The organism is Lentibacillus persicus (assembly GCF_900112705.1).
GTDB classification, from domain to species: domain Bacteria; phylum Bacillota; class Bacilli; order Bacillales; family Amphibacillaceae; genus Lentibacillus; species Lentibacillus persicus.
Genome location: NZ_FOMR01000009.1, coordinates 13,993 through 32,717 on the forward strand (window position 1 = coordinate 13,993; position 18,725 = coordinate 32,717).

Genomic DNA, 18,725 nt, shown 5'->3' on the forward strand with positions numbered 1-18,725 from the left:
CTTCGTATACTCGGTGCAAAACCAACTTAACTTTTAGCGTAAGAAAAGGAGGCATCACATGATTGCCATAATCGACTACGGTGCAGGCAACATCAAAAGTTTACAATTTGGTCTGACAAACGTCGGCCTTGAGTCCCGATTGACGACTGACCCGGACGTCATAAGGCAAAGCGATGGCATTATCCTTCCGGGTGTCGGGGCATTCCGTGATGCGATGGATGCGTTGATCAACTTAAACTTGGATGGGGTATTGAAAGAGGAGGCCGCCAACAACAAACCGCTTCTTGGCATCTGTCTCGGCATGCAGCTCTTATACGAAACAAGCTATGAAGACGGTGAATGGTACGGACTTGGCCTTCTTCACGGTGAAATTGGAAGGATCAATGATTCGGTCAAAGTACCGCACATGGGGTGGAACACATTACATCATCACACCAATTCTGCCCTGCTTAATGACATCCCGGAAAACACCTATGTCTATTTCGTTCACTCGTATGCATTAAAGACATATAACCCGGATGAACTCGTCAGCAGCGCCTCGTATGGCGGGACAGTTCCGGCAATTGTCCAAAAAGATAATCTGATCGGCATGCAATTTCATCCCGAAAAAAGCGGTACGATGGGATTACAGCTATTAAAAAACTTTGGAGCGATGTTATCATGATTTTATTTCCGGCGATTGATATCAGAAACGGTAAATGTGTCCGTCTGATTCAAGGCGACTACAATAAAGAAAAAATTTACAACGACTCCCCTGCCGAAACAGCCCAACAATGGGAGCAAAGCGGGGCTGAATTTTTACACATTGTTGATCTTGATGGTGCAAAGGGCAGCGAAACAACCAATGCGGAAACTGTGCGGAGAATTGCCCATGCCACTTCGGTCCCTGTTCAAGTCGGCGGCGGCATCCGTTCGATGGAAAAAATCCGTACATACCTGTCAGCAGGCGTTAACCGTGTGATTATCGGAACGGCTGCCATTAACGACGACGCGTTTCTTAAACAGGCCGTCGATGAATACGGTGATAAAATCGCTGTATCAATCGATGCACGAAACGGTTATGTCGCAACAGACGGCTGGACGGAAACGAGCGACATTAAAGCGGCAGACCTTGTCTCAAAATTGGAGACAATCGGTGTATCAACCATCATTTATACCGATATTTTGAAAGATGGCATGCTCAAGGGACCGAATTTCCAGGAACTTGAAACCATCAACAAACAAACTTCCATCGATGTTATCGCTTCGGGTGGTGTATCATCAAAAACAGATGTCAGTCAGTTGAAAGCGATGAATCTATACGGCGCTATTATCGGTAAGGCGTTATATGACGGCACCATTACATTTCAAGCGTTACAGGAGGAAATTTAAATGCTGGCAAAACGAATTATTCCATGTATGGACGTTGATAAAGGGCGGGTTGTAAAAGGGCATAAATTCCAGAACATCCGTGATGTTGCCGACCCGGTCAAACTGGCCAAGCGCTACAATGAAGCAGGCGCTGATGAGCTTGTATTTTACGATATTACCGCATCCCATGAAAACCGGCCGATATTCCTTGATATTGTTGAACAGGTGGCAGCAGAAATTGCGATTCCCTTTACCGTCGGCGGTGGTATCCGAAGCATTGAGGACATCCAGCAGACATTAAGGGCAGGTGCCGACAAAGTTTCAATAAACAGTGCTGCGGTTAAAAACCCGGAACTTATCAGAGATGCTGCTTTGAAATTCGGCAGCCAGTGCATTGTCTTGTCAATTGACGCTAAAGAGGTTGAACCGGAGAAATGGCACATTTTTATTAAAGGTGGCCGGGAAGACACGCAAATGGATGCAATTGAATGGGCACAGGAAGGTGAACGTCTCGGTGCCGGTGAAATTGTCGTGAATGCCATCGATACCGACGGAGACAAAAACGGCTACAACCTTGAACTGACAAAAACCATCGCCGATCACGTCAATCTGCCTGTCGTTGCGAGCGGTGGTGCCGGAACGAAAAAACATATTGCCGAAGTACTCACTGAAGCAAATGCAGATGCAGCGCTGGCAGCCTCCGTCTTTCACTACAGCGATATACTGATACCTGAACTGAAAAACTATCTTGATCAAAACGGCATTACTGTCAGGAGGTAACGATATGAATAACGAAAAGCTGCGGGAACTCAACTTTGACCATCAAGGCCTCATTCCGGCAATCATTCAGGATGATACGACGAAAGAAGTTTTAACACTAGCTTATATGAATGCGGAATCGCTTAATAAGACGCTTGAAACCGGAGAAACATGGTTTTTCAGCAGATCACGTCAGGAACTCTGGCATAAAGGCGAGACTTCCGGCAACCGGCAACGTGTAAAAGAAATCAGCTATGACTGTGATGCCGATTCGCTGCTTGTAAACGTCAAACCGCTTGGTCCGGCATGCCATACCGGGGAGAAATCATGTTTTTATAATACGCTGAAAGCACGTGAAACAACTGAAGAGATGGGCTTAAATGAATTGGCTTCGCTTATCAGCCAGCGCCGAAAAGAAGCGAAGGAAGGTTCATACACGACTTACCTGTTTAATGAGGGTATTGATAAAATCCTGAAAAAAATCGGTGAAGAAACAAGCGAGGTCATTATAGGTGCGAAAAACAACGATCAGGAGGAGATGACGTGGGAAATTGCTGATCTGACATACCATACACTCGTCCTGATGGAGTTGATGAATGTCTCAACTTCGGATGTTAAGCAAGAACTTGCCAAACGCCATGCCGTAAAGGGAAATGATCGCAATGAATAAATTCTGGAGTGAAGCTGTAAAACGTACCGAACCATACGTACCGGGGGAGCAGTTAAACGATCCGGAAATTATTAAATTAAACACGAATGAAAATCCATATGGTCCATCTCCCAAAGTGACAGAGGCAGTGGAAACCGAACTCAAACGCAAACTGCACTTATACCCTTCTCCGGGGGCCGATGAGCTGCGGGAAGCGATCGCACAGTACTATGAGCTTGAGCAGAATCAAGTTTTTATTGGAAACGGCTCAGATGAAGTCCTGGCATTTTCATTTATGGCTTTCTTTGACCAAGATTCCAAGATTCGATTCCCTGCCATTACGTATAGTTTTTATCCGGTTTATGCCAAGCTTTTTAATATCCCATATGAAAAAATACCATTGAATCATGATTTCACTATTCCTGCGGCGGATTTTTGTGATACTGAAGGTGGCGTGCTTATTGCCAATCCGAATGCTCCAACAGGCTTATACTTAACCATTGAAGCTGTGGAAGCAATTGTACAGGATAATCCGAATTGTGTTGTTATCATTGATGAAGCGTATATTGATTTTGCGCCCGCATCGGCAGTTCCGCTTGTTAAGCACTATCCCAATCTGTTAATTGTGCAGACGATGTCCAAATCACGTTCTCTGGCCGGTTTAAGGGTTGGATTTGCCATCGGCGACAGCGGATTGATCGAAGCCCTGAACCGGGTTAAAGATTCATTCAATTCGTATACAATTGACCGTTTAGCGTTGGCAGGCGCTTCAGCAGCTATCAAAGACGATGCCCATTTCAATGAAACAACAGACAAAATTGCCCAGACACGTGAATGGCTTACAGGCGAAATGAGAAACCGCGGATTCACGGTGTTGCCGTCTCACGCCAATTTCATTCTGGTATCCCATGAACGCCAGTCAGCAGCAGTCCTTTATCAAAGACTTAAGCAAGAAAAGTACCTTGTCCGGCATTTCAATAAACCCGGAATTGAAAATCATCTCCGAATCACCATTGGAACCGATGAGCAAATGACGCTGTTTTTAAAAGCGCTGGATCGAATAATGGAAACAACAGCTACTAACCATTATGAGGAGTAGACAAACGAAAAAGACCAGATCCTTAACTCAGGACCTGGTCTTTTTGTTTACAGATTAATCGTCACATCGGCATCTTCACGAAGTTGATCGATAATCGTTTGTGTTGCTTCTGCTGTTTTTTGTTGTTCGACCTGTGCCTTAAGATCCGGTTTCACTTCATCAAATGAAGGTACTTCGGCTTGTTCGCCATCTTCACCGCCCTGGTTCATTTGCTCCTGCTGGGATTTGAATTGATCATAAGCTTCTTGCAGTTCTTCTTCTGTTGGCTCCGTATCACCGGACTCCTCAGCAACCAGTTTATCTACCTTCACCTGGGTTTGAACCTGGGATGTGACTTCTTCCTCATCCATTCCCTGTTCTTCTAGTGCTGAAATAAATTCATCTTTTGATTCAATTCCGCTTTGCTGTGCGAGTTCATTTAACTTTTCATCTACTTCTTCATTGGAAGCTTCTAAATTACGATTGCCGGCTTCCTGAATAAGCAGTTCTGAACTGACCATGCCTTCTGCTATTTGTTGTTTCAGCTCATCCTGGTTCAATTCTTGGCCGCTCATCTGGTATTGCATAGCCATTTGCTGGAATTGGCCTTCATAAGTCGTTTTGAATTCTTCGGCGGATATTTCTTCTCCATTTACTTCCGCGACGACATCAGGAATATTTTCAAGGTCAGGTTCGGGCATCTCCTGCTGTTGCTGTGCGGCTTGTTCACTTTGATCTCCTTCTCCTGAGCCTTCTTCATTATTGTTATCTTCAGAATCACCGTTACAAGCTGCCATTATCACAGCAAGCCCCAGTGTTATCATCAGCATTAATAGCTTCTTCATAAAATGCATGTCCCTCATTTCATATTATTGTTATTTCATTCAAACATATTATGCGGGGTTACCGCAAGTTATATTATGAAGATATTTTGACTTTTTGCTTTTGTGCCAGTTCTCATACCAATATTACATTTCATTTACATTTAAAAGAAGGCTGGAACAAAAGGTTTAAAGATAAATGAAAAGACGAACGAGAATAAAGGTTAGCGGAGGAAATATGCGGAGACTCCTGCGGGAAGAGAGGCATAGGTGAGACAACGAAGTGCCTTGGCACGAGTTGGCTCACCAGCCGCCCGCGGAAAGCGAAGCATATTTCCGGAGCGGCGTATCCCGCTTCCTTTCCTAATTATCGTTCGTCTTTTATATCTGGTATATAAGTTATGTCCCAGCCTGCTCCCTATTACTCAAGACTTTTTGAGATTTCGTTTATCATTTCCTGTACGGAGATAAGGCCGCCGCCGGAAAGGTACCAATAATCCGGATTAAGATAGACGATATTATCATTCTGGTAGGCCGTTGTTTTCTCAACAAGTTCGTTTTCAACGAGCTGCTTTGCAGACGTCTCGCCGCCGACCACAGCACTGCGGTCAACCACATAAAGCATTTCAGGGTCTTGTTCTACCACATATTCAAAGGAGACATTCATGCCATGCGTTGATGCGTCTATCCCCTCGTCAACGGGCGGCACCCCGAATACATCATGAATGAGGCCGAATCTGGAACTTGGCCCGTATGCACTGATTTTATCGTCATTTGCAAGGATGATTAATGAATTCTCAACACTTGAGGAGCTTTTGTCCTTCAAGTCGACCAGCGATTGTTCAATGTTTTGAAGTTCCTGGTCAACTTCATCCTGCTTGTCAAAAATAGTTCCGATTTTAGACATATTTTCTTTGAACGAATCCATATAACGCGTTGTGTCAACACCTAAATATACGGTAGGTGCAATTTCCTCAAGCTGATCATATAATGAGGATTGTCTGCCGGATATAATAATCAGGTCCGGGTCAATCCGGGCAAGCTCATCAAAGTCAGGTTCTTTTAAACTTCCCACATTCGTGTAGGCATCACTTTCGTATTTTTCCAAATAGGACGGAATACTTCCCTTTGGCACACCTGCTGGTTCGATGCCAAGTTTATCCATCGTATCGAGGATTCCATAATCAAAAACGACGACATCGTCAGGATTTTCAGGCACGTCCGTCTCACCAAGTTCATGGGAAACGGTTACTTTTTCTTGTTCCTGCGTATCAGAACCATCGTCACTGGCCCCTGAAGTTGCTCCGCACGCTGCTGCAAAAAGAGCAAATGCTGTTAACACACCTGCCAAAACTATTTTTCTCATTTCTATAACCCTCCATCAATTATGCAAAATAAACGCAAATCCGCTGATTATTAACGTATTGAACATCGATGTCCATGTCGTAAATATCTCTAAGCACACAGTTATCGATTACGTCACAAGTCCTTCCCTGTTTAACAATCTCCCCATCCTTAAGTGCTACGATATGGTCGGAGTAACACGAAGCAAAGTTAATGTCATGGATGACGATCAATATTGTTTTCCCCATATCATCAACGAGCTTTCGCAGTGTTTTCATAATTTGAACGGAATGCCGCATATCAAGGTTATTTAACGGTTCGTCCAGGAGAATATATTCGGTGTCCTGCGCAATTACCATCGCAATATGTGCCCGCTGACGCTGACCGCCGCTTAATTCATCTAAGTATTTATCCTGCATATCACGCAGTTCCATATAGTCGATTGCCTCATCTACTTTCTCCCAATCTTCCTTAGTCAGCCGACCCTGGGAGTATGGAAAACGGCCAAACGAAACAAGTTCCCGAATTGTTAAACGCAGATTCAGATTGTTGCTCTGTTTCAGAATGGATATTTTTTTAGCCATCTCGTTGTTTTTTTGCGTTGTAATATCTTTCCCGTCAATTGTTATATCGCCTTCATCCTTGGCAATCAGCCTGCTGACCATCGAAATAAGCGTACTTTTCCCCGCACCGTTCGGTCCAATAAAAGATGTGATTGTACCTTTTTCAACTGAAACCGAAACATCATTGATGACATTTTTGTCATTGTATTTTTTGAACACACGCTTCAGATCTACCATGTTTTATTCTCCTTTAATAAAAGATAAATAAAGTATATTCCACCGATAAAGTTGATAATCACACTGATTGTTGTCTGGAATGTAAACACTTCCGCTACAAAGAATTGACCGCCTACAAGGGCAATAATACTGATTAGGATTGAGCCAATTATGAGATAAAAATGGCGGAATGTTTTCAAAAACTCATAAGCAACATTAACAACGAGCAAACCAAGAAATGTTATCGGACCTACCAAGGCTGTTGCGATCGAAATAAGAATAGCCACAATAATTAACAGGCGCTTGACCACGTAGTTATATGGAACACCCAGATTAATCGCCTGGTCTTTCCCCAGAGCAAGGACATCGAGATACTTATAAAACCGGCTGAAATATAGCGTGACGAGGACCATTAACCCGAGTGACAGATAGACAAGATTTTCATTTACATTATTAATGCTGGCAAACATTTGATCCTGGGCAACCATAAATTCATTAGGGTCAATCAGCACTTGCATGAAATCAGTAAAACTGCCGAAAAACGTTCCCAAAATCATACCTATTAAGAGCAGAAAGTAAATGTTGTTATTTTCCCCTTTAAACAGTAAACGGTAAAGCAACAGCGAGAATAACACCATAACCCCTACTGAAAGGAGATAATTAATATTGCTGCTCATCATGACCAGCGACTGGGAACCAAATGCAAATATGATAAATGTCTGCAAAAGCATATAAAGTGAATCCAGCCCCAAAATATTAGGGGTTAAAATTCGATTGTTTGTGATGGTCATAAATACCGTCGTGGCAAATCCAATTGCCGCTGCTGTCAGGATAATGGCGACAACGCTGATAATCCGGCGCGGCAGTATATAACCGATATTCCCGCTCAAATCATACAAAACGTAAATCAGCGTGACGACTGCTGCAATAATTGCAAGGGTGATTGTCTTTTTCTTATAGCCCATATTTCTTTCTCCTAAGCAGCAGATAAATAAATATACCGCTCCCGATGACACCGACTGTCAAGCTGATGGGTATCTCATACGGATAAATGACGATTCTTCCGATAATATCGCATGCCAATACAAAATTAGCACCAAGCAATGCCGTATGGAGCAAGCTTTTCTTTAAATGATCACCCTGATAGATCGTTACGATATTAGGAATAATCAAACCGAGAAACGGAATAATACCGGCCGTGAGCACCACCGAAGATGTTACCAGTGCAACAATAACAAGCCCGATATTGACAACCTGCCGGTAATTCAAGCCCAAATTTCTGGCAAAGTCCTCGCCCATACCGGCTATCGTGAATTTATTCGCATACAAATATGCGATAGCAAGAATCGGAATGCTGACATACATCAATTCATAATTGCCGCTCATGACCATTGAGAAGTCGCCCTGCATCCATGAGGACATGTTCTGAATCATGTCGTGCCTGTAAGCAAGAAACGTTGCAATCGAACTGATGATATTTCCAAACATCAGCCCGACAAGCGGGATGAAAACGGCATCTTTGAACTTAATTTTGTCGAGTACTTTCATAAAGATAAATGTGCCTAACAGGGCAAACAGGAACGAAATCAGCATCTTTTGCAGCGGACTGGCAGACGTGAACATCATCAAAGCCACTAAAATACCCAGTCTCGCTGAGTCGAGGGTACCCGAAGTCGTCGGTGATACGAATTTATTCTTGCTCAACTGCTGCATAATAAGACCGCATATGCTCATACTCGCGCCTGCAATCAGGATACTGGCAAGCCTGGGCAGACGGCTGATGGTTAAAATCTCCAGCTGATCGCCTGACAAATTAAATATGTTCCATGGCGCAACGTCTGATACACCTATAAAAATTGAAGTAAATGATAGTACGAGTGCTGCCAGTACCAGATGCCATACCTTCATATTAAAACCCTCGAATACACTTTATAATAATTATTAATTTTTAATCGGTCTAATTAAGAATGAAAATCATTATCAATTAGATCACATAATTCAGTTTACCAGATTCTGTGACATTTGCAACAGATTCTTGTAAAATGTTAAAAAAATTCCACGCGGGCACCTTAAAAGCAAAGAAAAGGCCCTGGAAAAGTGGTTGCCATTTTTCCAGGGCCTTTTAAATGAAGGTGTTAATCTTCCTCTATGGTTTCGCATCCTTCATCCGTACAATAGGTGGTTTTTGATTTTTTTGGATTTAATGATTGCAATACAGGCTCTTCTTTCTCTTCCTCCCAAACTTTCTCCAGTACTTCTGTAAATACTTCCTGCTGCTGAGCTCCGGAAACAGCATACTTTTCATTAAAAACAAAGAACGGAACGCCTTGCACGCCCAATTGTCTCGCTTGTTCCTCATCAGCACGTACGTGGATCGCGTAATCATCAACCTTCAGCAAGGCTGTTACTTCATCTTCATCCAGTCCTGTTTCACCGGCAAGCTTAATAAGTGTTGCGTGATCACTGATCAGCTCGCCATCGGTAAAATAGGCTTTCAATAAGCGCTCAGTCATTTCTTTTCCTTTGCCTTTTTCAGCAGCATATTTACTGACACGGTGTGCATCAAACGTATTCGTGTGCTGCATGGTGTCAAAATTATACGTCAGCCCGACTTCAGCTGCCTGCTCGCCAAGGCTTTCATTCATGCTTTTCGCTTGTTCGAGAGGCATTCCTTTTTTGACTGCCAAGTATTCATGTATATTTTGGTCCGCATTGATTTCAGCTTCCGGATCCAGTTCATAGCTTTTATATTCCAATTCAATCTCGTCGCGGTGCGAAAAATCCTCAATCGCGGACTCCAGCCGTCGTTTGCCTATATAGCAAAACGGACACACAAAGTCTGACCATATTTCTATCTTCATTCTAACACCTCATTTCTGCTTGTTATTTTAGCATAAGGTGCACGTTTTCAATAAATGTTATGCTTACAACTTCGGCTTTGCCAAGGTGAGAGAATCAACCCACATCCCTTTCATGCTGTTACTCTTCGTGATCATCAACGAAGCGGCCATAGTCAGGAACGGCTGTTTGATCAAACGTTTGAACAAGATGCTTCAACCCTTCATTCAATGCTTCACCCTCCATCGCTGTACCGTGACCCGGTATCACCATATCAGGATTCAATGCTTCAAGTTTCTCTACTGATTTTTTAGCTGCCCGCCAGTCTGTCGTTAAATATCGGGGCGGTCCGTTCACCTCATCCTTTTGCATCAGGACATTATAAAACGAATCCTGTCTCACAGTTATAAATGCGTCTCCCGAAAGAAGCAATGAATCATTTTCCCTGTAAAATGATACATGACCGGGGGTATGGCCGGGTGTATGGATCCACTGCCAGTCATCAAGTCCCGGGACTGTGCCATCTTCAGGAAGCGGCTTTACAGCATTCCCCAAATTAATTGGTTCATTCGGGTAAATGCCGGATATTTTGGCCAGAAACCCTCCTTCGACACTCGTATCAGGTTTTGGGTAGCTCTTCTCACCGGTTAAGTAGGGCATTTCTTGTTCGTGAGCATAGACAGGCACATCCCATTCCGCTGCCAATTCAACCAGGCCGCCGACATGATCGAAATGGCCATGCGTCAAAATAATAGCAGACGGTCTGCTGTTTTCGCCAAACCGCTCGCTCGCCTCTGAACGTATTTCATCTGCAGATCCAGGCAGACCTGCATCCACCAACACCCAGTTGCCATTGTTCGGATAGCCGAGAAACACAATATTGACAATCTGATCTGTATAGTAATATACATCGTTGATGACTTGCCGTCCGGAACCGCTCGTAATCGATGTCATTGGAATAAATTTATTGTCTTCAGGTTCGTGCATTTCACCACGCATATATATGCCTCCTTTCGCCTTAATATTTACAGGTTTTAAAAATTTAATCATAATGCGCCTAAACTGGTGCAACTAAAAATTTCCCGGACTTGCATCAGACATATTCAAAGCTGCCCGGCAATGCCGGCCAGCTTTTTTTAATAGGATTGCTGTTCCTGAATAGATCCATCCTGCTTATGAACCGTTAAATAAGTTCCTTTATTTTTTGCAATTTCACGAGCACGTTTAACGGCTTCGTTCTTGTTATCATACACATGACTTGCTCGCTTGGCATCGCTTGACCTGACAGCCCATCCATTATCCTGGGCAATGACGTGTTCACCTTCATCAAGGCGCTCCGGGTTGTCATCATATCTTTTTCCTTCTTCAGAGCGTTGTGTCGGTTGACCGCTTTCTTTATACTCGTCCAATTCTTTTTTGCTTGCATTTTGTTTCCATTCCCGTGCCTGTTCCATTGCAATCGGTATAGCCCGGCCTTCATCATAACCTTCATCGACCATTGAGTTGGCGATATCGATTGCTTTTTTACGGGTTGTGTGATCCAAGTTCTTCATTGAGGACGGGTAATCATTCATCGTCCAAGGCATTTGTCATACCTCCTTTTTTTAAGTATGTTACCCGATACCGGTGTTGCGAAACATTAAAAAGCTGATCGCCTTTTCAGACAACCAGCTTTTCTGTCTATTCCTCCAATAATGATCTTCCCATAATTGAAACACGTTTTGTGTTTTTCAATTCATCAAGCGTTCGGGCACCTACACCAAACATCGTCATTTTAAGTTCCAATTCTATCTGATCCATCGTTTCAATAACCTGTTTATCTGACTCGGTTGCCGCCTCGAGCAGTTTTCTCGCAAAACCGATCACGTCTGCCCCGATTGTCAGGGCTTTAGCGGCATCCATTCCGGTTTTCATGCCACCGCTTGAAACGAGCGGAACATCGTCCAATGCGCTTCTGACTGAAACGATACAATCTTTGGTCGGGATGCCCCAGTTATTAAAAGCTTCTGCCGCCGCCTTTTTCAACGGGTCGTTCGAACGAAGCTTTTCAACCTGGCTCCATGATGTACCGCCGGCCCCTGCAACGTCAATATAAGCGATGCCGGCTTCATAAAGTTTTTTGGCAATCGTCCCATCAATGCCAAAGCCGACCTCCTTTGCGCCGACAGGGACATCAACCGATGAACAGACTTTTTCAATCTTCGGAAGCAGGTTTTCGAAATTCAGATCTCCCCCGTCCTGAACGGCTTCCTGCAGCGGGTTGAAATGCAGTACAATCGAATCCGCTCCGGTAAGATCAACAATACGCTGGCACTCCTCAGCGCCATAGCCATAATTCAGCTGAACCGCTCCAATATTGGCAATTAAAGGCACACTCGGCGCATGCTTGCGTATTAGAAATGATTCCTGATGCGCATCACTTTCCAGAAGCGCTCTTGTTGACCCGAGTGCGACAGCCCACCCTTTTTCTTCAGCCGCTTTGGCCAGATTCGCATTAATTTTTGAGGCAAGCTCCGATCCCCCTGTCATTGAGCTGACCAGGAATGGCGCATTTAATGATTTATTCAGAAAACGAGTGCCTGTATCAATATCGGCAAAATTTATTTCCGGTAACGCATTATGGATAAACGATATCCCTTCAAGCCCTGTTGACTTATTCACACCTTCAACGTTATCGGTTAAACAAAGCCGTATGTGTTCCGTTTTCCGCTTATTAATTCCTTCTTCCATCACGATTCATCCTAACTTAAATGTCATTACCACTATCTTACCAGTAATCAATCCCAATTGAAACAAATGAGAACAGCGGTGGGACAATTGCGGATTTAGCTTCGCGCTGATATACTTATCCCAATCTATTAACTGCCAGGGAGGCCGATCAATGAAACAGGAAGCCAAGGAATTTGCCGAAAAAGCTCATCATGGCCAGACACGTAAAAGTTCAGGCGATCCTTATGTTACCCATCCGATACGTGTGGCGAGGCGCCTGGAAGAAGCCGGTCTCAGTGAAGCACTTATCTGTGCGGGTTATTTGCACGATGTTGTGGAAGATACCTCATACGAAATAGAAGATATTGAGAAAGCCTTTGGAATTGAAGTTGCACGACTCGTTTCCGCTCATACAGAAGATAAGTCAAAAACTTGGAAAGAACGTAAACAGCACACGATCGATACTGTGAAATTTGCCTCTAAAGACGTCAAATGTCTGATTCTCGCTGATAAACTGGATAACCTTTTATCAATGGAAAACGAATATGCACTACAAGGCAGCGCCTTATGGGATAACTTTAATGCAGGCTATGATGAGCAGAAATGGTATAACGAAGCAATCGCAGAAAATATGACCGCCGGACTGACAGACGAAGAATTACCGGACTACTTTCATACATTCAAAGAAACCGTGAAGCGCGTCTTCGGGTAAGTAGAGTGGGACAAGGTGTTTGAATGCCTAACACCTTGTCCCATTTTTTAATTTGTTTCTTTTCGTATTTTAAATGGTGCTGCTATCAGTACCAGGATCAGCACGAGGCCGAGGTATCCGATGAATGGGTACAGCGAGGAAACAAGGTCAGTGAACCCGACAAAGCTTAAGAAATAGCCGACAATAACCGTTATTGTGAAAAAGATTTTAAATCTTTTCGTTCCCGGCTCGGTAAAACGTGTACTGAAAGAATAGAACATGCTGATGCCTGTATTAAAAATCATAGCGAACAACACAACGGACATGAGCACACCTAAAAACGGAGATATATCATTTACGATTGCCAGTGTCGGTAATTGCTTACTGCCAACTTCTTCAATCTTCGCGAATATAGCCAAATGACTGAATAAAATGATAAGACCAAGCCCAATTCCGCCGGTTAAACCACCCAATGCAGCCGTCTTCCGGTCCATCTCAGCGGTTCCGGTAACGATTGCCATCGAAGCCCCTACAGCCGTGTTAAACGACACATAATTGATAGCTGAAATAAACCAATTTGGCAAACTTGTATCATGACCTTTCGCTATACTGTCCAAACCAGCAAATGTGCCATCCATTGTTACAAAACTATAGATGGAAACGATTACAACAAAAATAATAAGAAATGGTGTGATGCTACTAATAATACTCACCACTCGGTTGATTTTCAGCATGCCCGTTAAAATTATCAAAATGCCTAACAACGTCGTCCCTATGAACACCGGAATGCCAAACTGCTGGTTAAGGTTGGACCCGGCTCCGGCTATCATGACAACGCCAACACCAAACAATGTAAAAATGATTATGTAATCAATAATCAAGCCCAAAAAGCGACCGCTGATGCCATAAATCACCTCTTTGTGCGAGGGCTTTTTGGAACGGCTGCCTAACCAGACGAGCATCATCCCCACATACGCGAATAAGGCAGTTGTCACTACCGCTCCTGCAATCCCCCATAAACCAAAACTCGTAAAATACTGCAGGATCTCCTGACCGGATGCAAGGCCTGCCCCAACAATGATTCCGATAAAAGCGCTTCCAATCTTAAGAACTTTTTTCATCTGCTTTCTTGCCTCCTTCGATGCCTGTTTATTAAGTGTAGCAGAAAATAGTTTAAATCATTTCATGTATAAGCTAAAATATAAAGTATCATATTTGTTTATTTCCACAAACAGATTGTGATCCGGGCGAGATTGCACCCGCCGTTAAAGGAAGGTTAAATCATGCATAACATCTTAAACGACCCCGATAAATTTAAAAAACAATTAAATGACATGATAGACTCGCCTGAGATGGTTGCCGATTATATTGCGGATGTGTTCGAATGCCCAATCACCATCGAGGACGCGAACCACCGTGTCGTCTCCTACAGCAAACACCATGAAAATATTGATGAGGCACGGATTTCCACGATTATGAATCGCAGAGTCCCTAATAAAGTAATAAACGGACTATGGAAAAGAGGGGTCATGCCTAAGCTGATTGACAACGATGATCCGGTTATCATTCCTGAAATTAAAGAAATCGGGCTCGGCAATCGTGTCGCTGTTTCAATCAGGAAAAAAAATCAAATTCTCGGCTTTATCTGGGCTCATACCGCTGATAAAAAACTGGGCAGCAAGGAACTCTTGTTTTTTAAAGAGGCTGCCATGCAAGTTAAGATCTTTTTCTTACAGCGGCACCCAACAAACGAAAAAACTGAAGCAGGTTATATTGATTTTTTCTGGCAGCTGATGACGGGCGATCTAACGGAAGCTAAATATATTTATCAGAAAGCACAACAGCTCCACATTCGTTTGGACGGCAGGCTGGCTGTTGCGATCATACAATTTCCGAAACAATTAATAGAGCGTGTTGAAAAACATGCCTACTATTTATCAGAAACCCAAGTGAAAGTGGATATTATTTCGCGGTTATTTGACGATAATAATTTTATAATGATCGTCCGTTTGAAGGATGACCATAACGACACGCAATCAGTTCAATTTTTTATTCAGCAGTTCATCGAAAAAATAAGTACACAGCTGCAAGTAAGCGGCATTCAAGGTGCTTGCGGATTTATCTACGATAGCCCGGTTTATCTGAAAGACTCCTACGAACAGGCGCTCAAGGTCATCGATGTCAAACATACCTTCCCAAAAGAACTCAATAGTCTCATTGCTTATGAGGATTTGGGCATTTATGAGTTCATCCAAGACTTATCGGTTATCAGAAACGGGGTGAATTATCAAAACCCGCGTATCGAGCGACTGCGCACCTATGACGTGCAGCATAACACGTCATTGCTCTCAACGTTATATGAATATCTCAGGTCGGACTCAAACCCACCTAAAGCGGCGAAAAAACTTTTTATTCATCCAAATACGATGAATTATCGTCTAAAACGAATTAGAGAAATTGCAGATTTGGATTTAGATAACACAAATCAAAAAACAGCTATCTATATTGATTTCCTTATCGAAAATTTGCAGTAGGAACCATTTGTGTATATCCACAAACGGTTCCTATTATTTTCATTCTTATGACTATAGTCTTTGTGCTTTAAAAAAGGTATGATAAAGGTACAAATATGTGATTAAGGAGCTGATATGTGTGATTATCGGGGTACCCAAAGAGATTAAGAACAATGAAAACCGAGTGGCCATGACGCCTGCCGGGGTAGACAATTTAGTGAACGCCGGTCAGAAAGTTATTGTCGAAACTGATGCGGGAACCGGAAGCAATTTCACAGACGACGAGTATAAAGCAGCTGGTGCTGAGATTTTTGAAAACGCTTCAGATGTGTGGGGAAAAGCAGAGATGGTGATGAAAGTTAAAGAACCGCTGCCTTCTGAATATAAATACTTCCGGGAAGATCTGATTCTCTTCACCTATCTGCATTTGGCTGCAGAGCCTGACTTGGCAAAAGCATTTGTTGAATCAGGTGTTACGGCTATTGCTTATGAAACGATTACTGTCAACGGTGCTTTACCGCTCTTGACACCAATGAGTGAAGTGGCAGGCAAAATGTCAACTCAAATCGGGGCACGCTATTTGGAAAAATTACAAGGCGGAAAAGGTATCGTTCTTAACGGGATTCCTGGTGTCAACCGGGGAACAGTTACCGTCATCGGCGGTGGTGTTGTCGGTGAGAACGCTGCGAAAATTGCAGCAGGCCTGGGTGCAAATGTCAATATTCTTGACCTGAACCCTGCGCGTTTACGTGAATTGGATGGCATATTCGGTTCAAGTGCCCAAACGCTTATGTCTAACCCATTCAACATCGCCGAAGCCGTAAAAGATTCTGATCTCGTTATCGGTTCTGTGCTTATTCCAGGAGCCAAAGCGCCGAAACTGGTAACCGAAGAGATGGTGAAATCGATGCAACCTGGTTCAGTCATTGTTGACGTTGCGATTGATCAGGGCGGTAACTTCGAAACGGTCGACCATCCGACAACACATGATGATCCAATCTATACAAAACACGATGTCCTGCATTATGCTGTCGCTAACATTCCCGGCGCTGTACCGCGTACCGCAACGATTGGCTTAACAAACGTTACGGTGCCATACGCTGTACAAATCGCTAAAAAAGGTCTCGACAAAGCCATTCAGGATAACCCGGCAATCGCAACCGGAATTAACGTTGCGAAGGGTAACGTCACATATGAAGCCGTCGCCCGCGACTTAGGCTTTAACTACGTGTCAGTCGAAGAAGCCTTAAAATAAGACTCCAATAATAACGGGGCTGGGACATAACTTATATATCCAATATAAAAGACGAACGATCATTAAGGTTAGCGGAGGAAATATGCGTAGACTCCCTGCGGGAACAGAGGCATAGGTGAGACAACGAAGTGCCTTCGCACAAAGCAAGACTTCATCGAGTATGCTTCGACCTGCGAGGAGTGCTGCATCACAGAAAAACTTGCAACACGACGAGCACGAGTTGGCTCAACAGCCGCCCGCGGAAAGCGACGAGCCAAAACATCCACCGAATCCGCTGCGAGTTGCGAGGAGTGCTGCTTCACCGAGAACGCTTGCAACACGACGAGCACCCAAGCATATTTCCGGAGCGATGTCTCCCGCTACCTTTCCTTATAATCGTTCGTCTATTCTTTTACTTTCAAACCTTTTGTCCCAGCCTTGTTGTTTTTTGGAACAAGGCGTTTGGCACACTGTCCCAATTTATTCACTTTCTGCCGTAAAGAAAGCAGTTTTGTGTGTGGTCATTGACCATTCCGGCTGCCTGCATGAATGCGTAGCAAATCGTCGGGCCGACAAATTTGAAGCCGTGCTTTTTTAAGTCCTTACTCATTTGTTCTGATTCCGCCGTGGATGCAGGGACCTCGGAATGATCAGCCCAATCATTTACAATCGGTTCTCCACCTACAAATCGCCATATATACGCGTCGAAACTGCCAAATTCCCGCTGTATGCGCAAAACGGCCATAGCGTTAATGATAACCGATTCGATTTTACGCCGGTTACGGATAATGCGTTTGTCCTGAATGAGTTTATGAATTTTGTCACTATCAAAATGAGCAACCTTCTCAGGATCAAAATTGTCAAATACATGACGATAGTTTTCCCGGCGTTTCAATATCGTAAGCCAGCTCAAACCTGCCTGTGCACCTTCAAGTGAAAGTAATTCAAATAACTCCCGGTCATCATGGACGGGTCTGCCCCATTCATTATCATGATAATCGATATAAATTTGGTCCTCTGTCACCCAACCGCAACGTTCTCTGTCCATCGTCATTCATCCTTTGTCTCAACCTCGTTTTCTTCATAGGAAATCCAATCACTGAAACTGCCCGGGTACAGTTTCACATTCCGAAACCCGGCGGACTTTAGCGCAAGTACGTTTGGACATGCGGAGACGCCTGAGCCGCACGAGACGATGATCTCATCATCCTTGGAAAGCGAGCTGAAATTCCTTTCCAGTTCTGAAACCTCTTTCCACTTGCCTTCCTCATCCAGGACATTCTTCCAGAAGAAATTTTTCGCACCGGGGATATGTCCCGCTCGATTATAGAGAGGCTCAGTTTCACCAAGATAACGCGCTTTCGAACGTGAGTCGATAAGTGTTGCTTTGTGATGCTGCAGTTTTTCTTGCACTTCTTCAATGTCAGCCACATCGTTTTCCCGAAAGACTGGTTTGAAGTCTTTTGCCTTAAGTGCAGGTACTTCGGTTGTGACGCTGTACCCTTCTTTTTCCCACTGTTCAAATCCGCCATCAAGCAAATGAACATCTTCGTGCCCCATATATTGGAGAAGCCACCAGAGCCGGGCAGCGAACATGTCGTTTCGCTGGTCATAAACCACGACTGTCGTATCATGGTCGATGCCAATGTTGCCGACTTTGGCAGCAAACATCTCCATGTCAGGCAGCGGGTGGCTCCCGCCATGCTTTTGCGGTTTTTCAGAAAGATCCTTATTTAAGTCCAAATAAACTGCCTGCGGGATATGGCCATTCAAATAAATTTTTCTCCCCGCATCCGGGTCCATTAGATCAAAGCGCGTATCCACGACAACGGTGTTTTCCGGATGATTCTTCAGCCTGTCGTTAAGCCATTCAGTGCTGACAACTACAGACATTCTGTAACCTCCTCTTTATAATTTTATTTGCTTAGCAAAAATTTCAATGTTCATACTTTTTATTCTA

General features: G+C 43.8%; 20 protein-coding genes. 8 read left to right on the plus strand and 12 right to left on the minus strand.

Features of this window, described 5'->3' with window-relative positions:
- Positions 1-58: 58 nt before the first annotated feature.
- The 5 genes from hisH to hisC are packed head-to-tail and all read left to right on the plus strand — an operon-like array spanning position 59 to position 3,857.
- The gene (hisH, locus tag BMZ22_RS12205; RefSeq protein WP_090085983.1) at positions 59-664 is read left to right on the plus strand and encodes an imidazole glycerol phosphate synthase subunit HisH; all 606 of its coding nucleotides are present in this window, start codon (positions 59-61) and stop codon (positions 662-664) included.
- Positions 661-1,371, plus strand: a complete 711-nt coding sequence (gene hisA / locus BMZ22_RS12210) for a 1-(5-phosphoribosyl)-5-[(5-phosphoribosylamino)methylideneamino]imidazole-4-carboxamide isomerase (RefSeq protein WP_090085985.1) — start codon at positions 661-663, stop codon at positions 1,369-1,371. The genes hisH and hisA overlap by 4 nt, the downstream gene beginning before the upstream one ends.
- On the plus strand, positions 1,372-2,130 hold the full coding sequence (gene hisF, locus BMZ22_RS12215; protein ID WP_090085987.1) for an imidazole glycerol phosphate synthase subunit HisF: 759 nt from the start codon (positions 1,372-1,374) through the stop codon (positions 2,128-2,130). It abuts the gene before it with no gap.
- A gap of 4 nt (positions 2,131-2,134) precedes the next feature.
- Positions 2,135-2,779, plus strand: coding sequence for a bifunctional phosphoribosyl-AMP cyclohydrolase/phosphoribosyl-ATP diphosphatase HisIE (gene hisIE, locus BMZ22_RS12220; RefSeq protein WP_090085989.1), 645 nt, complete (start codon positions 2,135-2,137; stop codon positions 2,777-2,779).
- The gene (gene hisC, locus BMZ22_RS12225) at positions 2,772-3,857 is read left to right on the plus strand and encodes a histidinol-phosphate transaminase (RefSeq protein ID WP_090085992.1); all 1,086 of its coding nucleotides are present in this window, start codon (positions 2,772-2,774) and stop codon (positions 3,855-3,857) included. Before hisIE ends, hisC begins: the two co-directional genes overlap by 8 nt.
- Positions 3,858-3,904: 47 nt before the next feature.
- Here the strand turns inward: hisC and BMZ22_RS12230 are convergent, their stop codons facing one another.
- The 9 genes from BMZ22_RS12230 to fni all read right to left on the minus strand — a co-directional run bounded on the left by BMZ22_RS12230 (position 3,905) and on the right by fni (position 12,348).
- On the minus strand, positions 3,905-4,681 hold the full coding sequence (locus tag BMZ22_RS12230) for a SurA N-terminal domain-containing protein (RefSeq protein ID WP_090085995.1): 777 nt from the start codon (positions 4,679-4,681) through the stop codon (positions 3,905-3,907).
- Between the two features lie 397 nt (positions 4,682-5,078).
- Positions 5,079-6,023: a siderophore ABC transporter substrate-binding protein gene (locus BMZ22_RS12235; RefSeq protein ID WP_090085997.1), complete on the minus strand. Its 945-nt coding sequence runs from the start codon at positions 6,021-6,023 to the stop codon at positions 5,079-5,081.
- 19 nt (positions 6,024-6,042) lie between these two features.
- On the minus strand, positions 6,043-6,801 hold the full coding sequence (locus BMZ22_RS12240) for an iron ABC transporter ATP-binding protein (RefSeq protein WP_090085999.1): 759 nt from the start codon (positions 6,799-6,801) through the stop codon (positions 6,043-6,045).
- The gene (locus tag BMZ22_RS12245) at positions 6,795-7,745 is read right to left on the minus strand and encodes an iron chelate uptake ABC transporter family permease subunit (protein ID WP_090086001.1); all 951 of its coding nucleotides are present in this window, start codon (positions 7,743-7,745) and stop codon (positions 6,795-6,797) included. Before BMZ22_RS12245 ends, BMZ22_RS12240 begins: the two co-directional genes overlap by 7 nt.
- On the minus strand, positions 7,735-8,688 hold the full coding sequence (locus tag BMZ22_RS12250; protein WP_090086003.1) for an ABC transporter permease: 954 nt from the start codon (positions 8,686-8,688) through the stop codon (positions 7,735-7,737). The genes BMZ22_RS12245 and BMZ22_RS12250 overlap by 11 nt, the downstream gene beginning before the upstream one ends.
- A 227-nt stretch (positions 8,689-8,915) precedes the next feature.
- Positions 8,916-9,641, minus strand: a complete 726-nt coding sequence (locus BMZ22_RS12255; protein WP_090086005.1) for a DsbA family oxidoreductase — start codon at positions 9,639-9,641, stop codon at positions 8,916-8,918.
- Positions 9,642-9,759: 118 nt separating this feature from the next.
- Entirely contained in the window at positions 9,760-10,617 is an 858-nt protein-coding gene (locus BMZ22_RS12260; protein ID WP_090086007.1) for an MBL fold metallo-hydrolase, read from the minus strand.
- A 137-nt stretch (positions 10,618-10,754) separates the two neighbouring features.
- Positions 10,755-11,204, minus strand: coding sequence for a DUF2188 domain-containing protein (locus BMZ22_RS12265; RefSeq protein ID WP_090086009.1), 450 nt, complete (start codon positions 11,202-11,204; stop codon positions 10,755-10,757).
- Between the two features lie 94 nt (positions 11,205-11,298).
- On the minus strand, positions 11,299-12,348 hold the full coding sequence (gene fni / locus BMZ22_RS12270; RefSeq protein ID WP_090086011.1) for a type 2 isopentenyl-diphosphate Delta-isomerase: 1,050 nt from the start codon (positions 12,346-12,348) through the stop codon (positions 11,299-11,301).
- 151 nt (positions 12,349-12,499) lie between these two features.
- Here fni and BMZ22_RS12275 point away from each other — a divergent pair, with 151 nt between their 5' ends.
- Positions 12,500-13,039, plus strand: a complete 540-nt coding sequence (locus BMZ22_RS12275) for an HD domain-containing protein (RefSeq protein WP_090086013.1) — start codon at positions 12,500-12,502, stop codon at positions 13,037-13,039.
- 47 nt (positions 13,040-13,086) lie between these two features.
- Here the strand turns inward: BMZ22_RS12275 and BMZ22_RS12280 are convergent, their stop codons facing one another.
- A complete protein-coding gene (locus BMZ22_RS12280; RefSeq protein WP_090086014.1) occupies positions 13,087-14,139 on the minus strand; it encodes a YkvI family membrane protein in 1,053 nt (350 codons plus the stop codon).
- Positions 14,140-14,301: 162 nt separating this feature from the next.
- On the opposite strand from BMZ22_RS12280, the gene BMZ22_RS12285 reads away from it, so the two are divergent.
- The gene (locus BMZ22_RS12285; protein ID WP_090086015.1) at positions 14,302-15,552 is read left to right on the plus strand and encodes a PucR family transcriptional regulator; all 1,251 of its coding nucleotides are present in this window, start codon (positions 14,302-14,304) and stop codon (positions 15,550-15,552) included.
- 118 nt (positions 15,553-15,670) lie between these two features.
- Positions 15,671-16,786 carry an alanine dehydrogenase gene (gene ald, locus BMZ22_RS12290; protein WP_090086017.1) on the plus strand — a complete coding sequence of 372 codons (1,116 nt, stop codon included), beginning with the start codon at positions 15,671-15,673 and terminating at the stop codon, positions 16,784-16,786.
- Between the two features lie 463 nt (positions 16,787-17,249).
- Here the strand turns inward: ald and BMZ22_RS12295 are convergent, their stop codons facing one another.
- Positions 17,250-17,813 (minus strand): DNA-3-methyladenine glycosylase I, encoded by a 564-nt coding sequence (locus BMZ22_RS12295; protein WP_090086019.1) that lies wholly within the window; start codon positions 17,811-17,813, stop codon positions 17,250-17,252.
- 2 nt (positions 17,814-17,815) lie between these two features.
- Positions 17,816-18,658, minus strand: a complete 843-nt coding sequence (locus BMZ22_RS12300) for a sulfurtransferase (protein WP_090086021.1) — start codon at positions 18,656-18,658, stop codon at positions 17,816-17,818.
- Positions 18,659-18,725: the final 67 nt, after the last annotated feature.

Coding starts and splice junctions, on each gene's coding strand:
- hisC (WP_090085992.1), top strand. CDS start 2,772: ATGAATAAATTCTGGAGTGAAGCTGTAAAACGTACCGAACCATACGTA.
- BMZ22_RS12280 (WP_090086014.1), bottom strand. CDS start 14,139: ATGAAAAAAGTTCTTAAGATTGGAAGCGCTTTTATCGGAATCATTGTT.
- BMZ22_RS12260 (WP_090086007.1), bottom strand. CDS start 10,617: ATGCGTGGTGAAATGCACGAACCTGAAGACAATAAATTTATTCCAATG.
- BMZ22_RS12265 (WP_090086009.1), bottom strand. CDS start 11,204: ATGCCTTGGACGATGAATGATTACCCGTCCTCAATGAAGAACTTGGAT.
- BMZ22_RS12235 (WP_090085997.1), bottom strand. CDS start 6,023: ATGAGAAAAATAGTTTTGGCAGGTGTGTTAACAGCATTTGCTCTTTTT.
- BMZ22_RS12240 (WP_090085999.1), bottom strand. CDS start 6,801: ATGGTAGATCTGAAGCGTGTGTTCAAAAAATACAATGACAAAAATGTC.
- BMZ22_RS12275 (WP_090086013.1), top strand. CDS start 12,500: ATGAAACAGGAAGCCAAGGAATTTGCCGAAAAAGCTCATCATGGCCAG.
- hisH (WP_090085983.1), top strand. CDS start 59: ATGATTGCCATAATCGACTACGGTGCAGGCAACATCAAAAGTTTACAA.
- hisF (WP_090085987.1), top strand. CDS start 1,372: ATGCTGGCAAAACGAATTATTCCATGTATGGACGTTGATAAAGGGCGG.
- BMZ22_RS12250 (WP_090086003.1), bottom strand. CDS start 8,688: ATGAAGGTATGGCATCTGGTACTGGCAGCACTCGTACTATCATTTACT.
- BMZ22_RS12295 (WP_090086019.1), bottom strand. CDS start 17,813: ATGGACAGAGAACGTTGCGGTTGGGTGACAGAGGACCAAATTTATATC.
- BMZ22_RS12230 (WP_090085995.1), bottom strand. CDS start 4,681: ATGAAGAAGCTATTAATGCTGATGATAACACTGGGGCTTGCTGTGATA.
- BMZ22_RS12255 (WP_090086005.1), bottom strand. CDS start 9,641: ATGAAGATAGAAATATGGTCAGACTTTGTGTGTCCGTTTTGCTATATA.
- hisA (WP_090085985.1), top strand. CDS start 661: ATGATTTTATTTCCGGCGATTGATATCAGAAACGGTAAATGTGTCCGT.
- fni (WP_090086011.1), bottom strand. CDS start 12,348: ATGGAAGAAGGAATTAATAAGCGGAAAACGGAACACATACGGCTTTGT.
- hisIE (WP_090085989.1), top strand. CDS start 2,135: ATGAATAACGAAAAGCTGCGGGAACTCAACTTTGACCATCAAGGCCTC.
- BMZ22_RS12300 (WP_090086021.1), bottom strand. CDS start 18,658: ATGTCTGTAGTTGTCAGCACTGAATGGCTTAACGACAGGCTGAAGAAT.
- BMZ22_RS12245 (WP_090086001.1), bottom strand. CDS start 7,745: ATGGGCTATAAGAAAAAGACAATCACCCTTGCAATTATTGCAGCAGTC.
- BMZ22_RS12285 (WP_090086015.1), top strand. CDS start 14,302: ATGCATAACATCTTAAACGACCCCGATAAATTTAAAAAACAATTAAAT.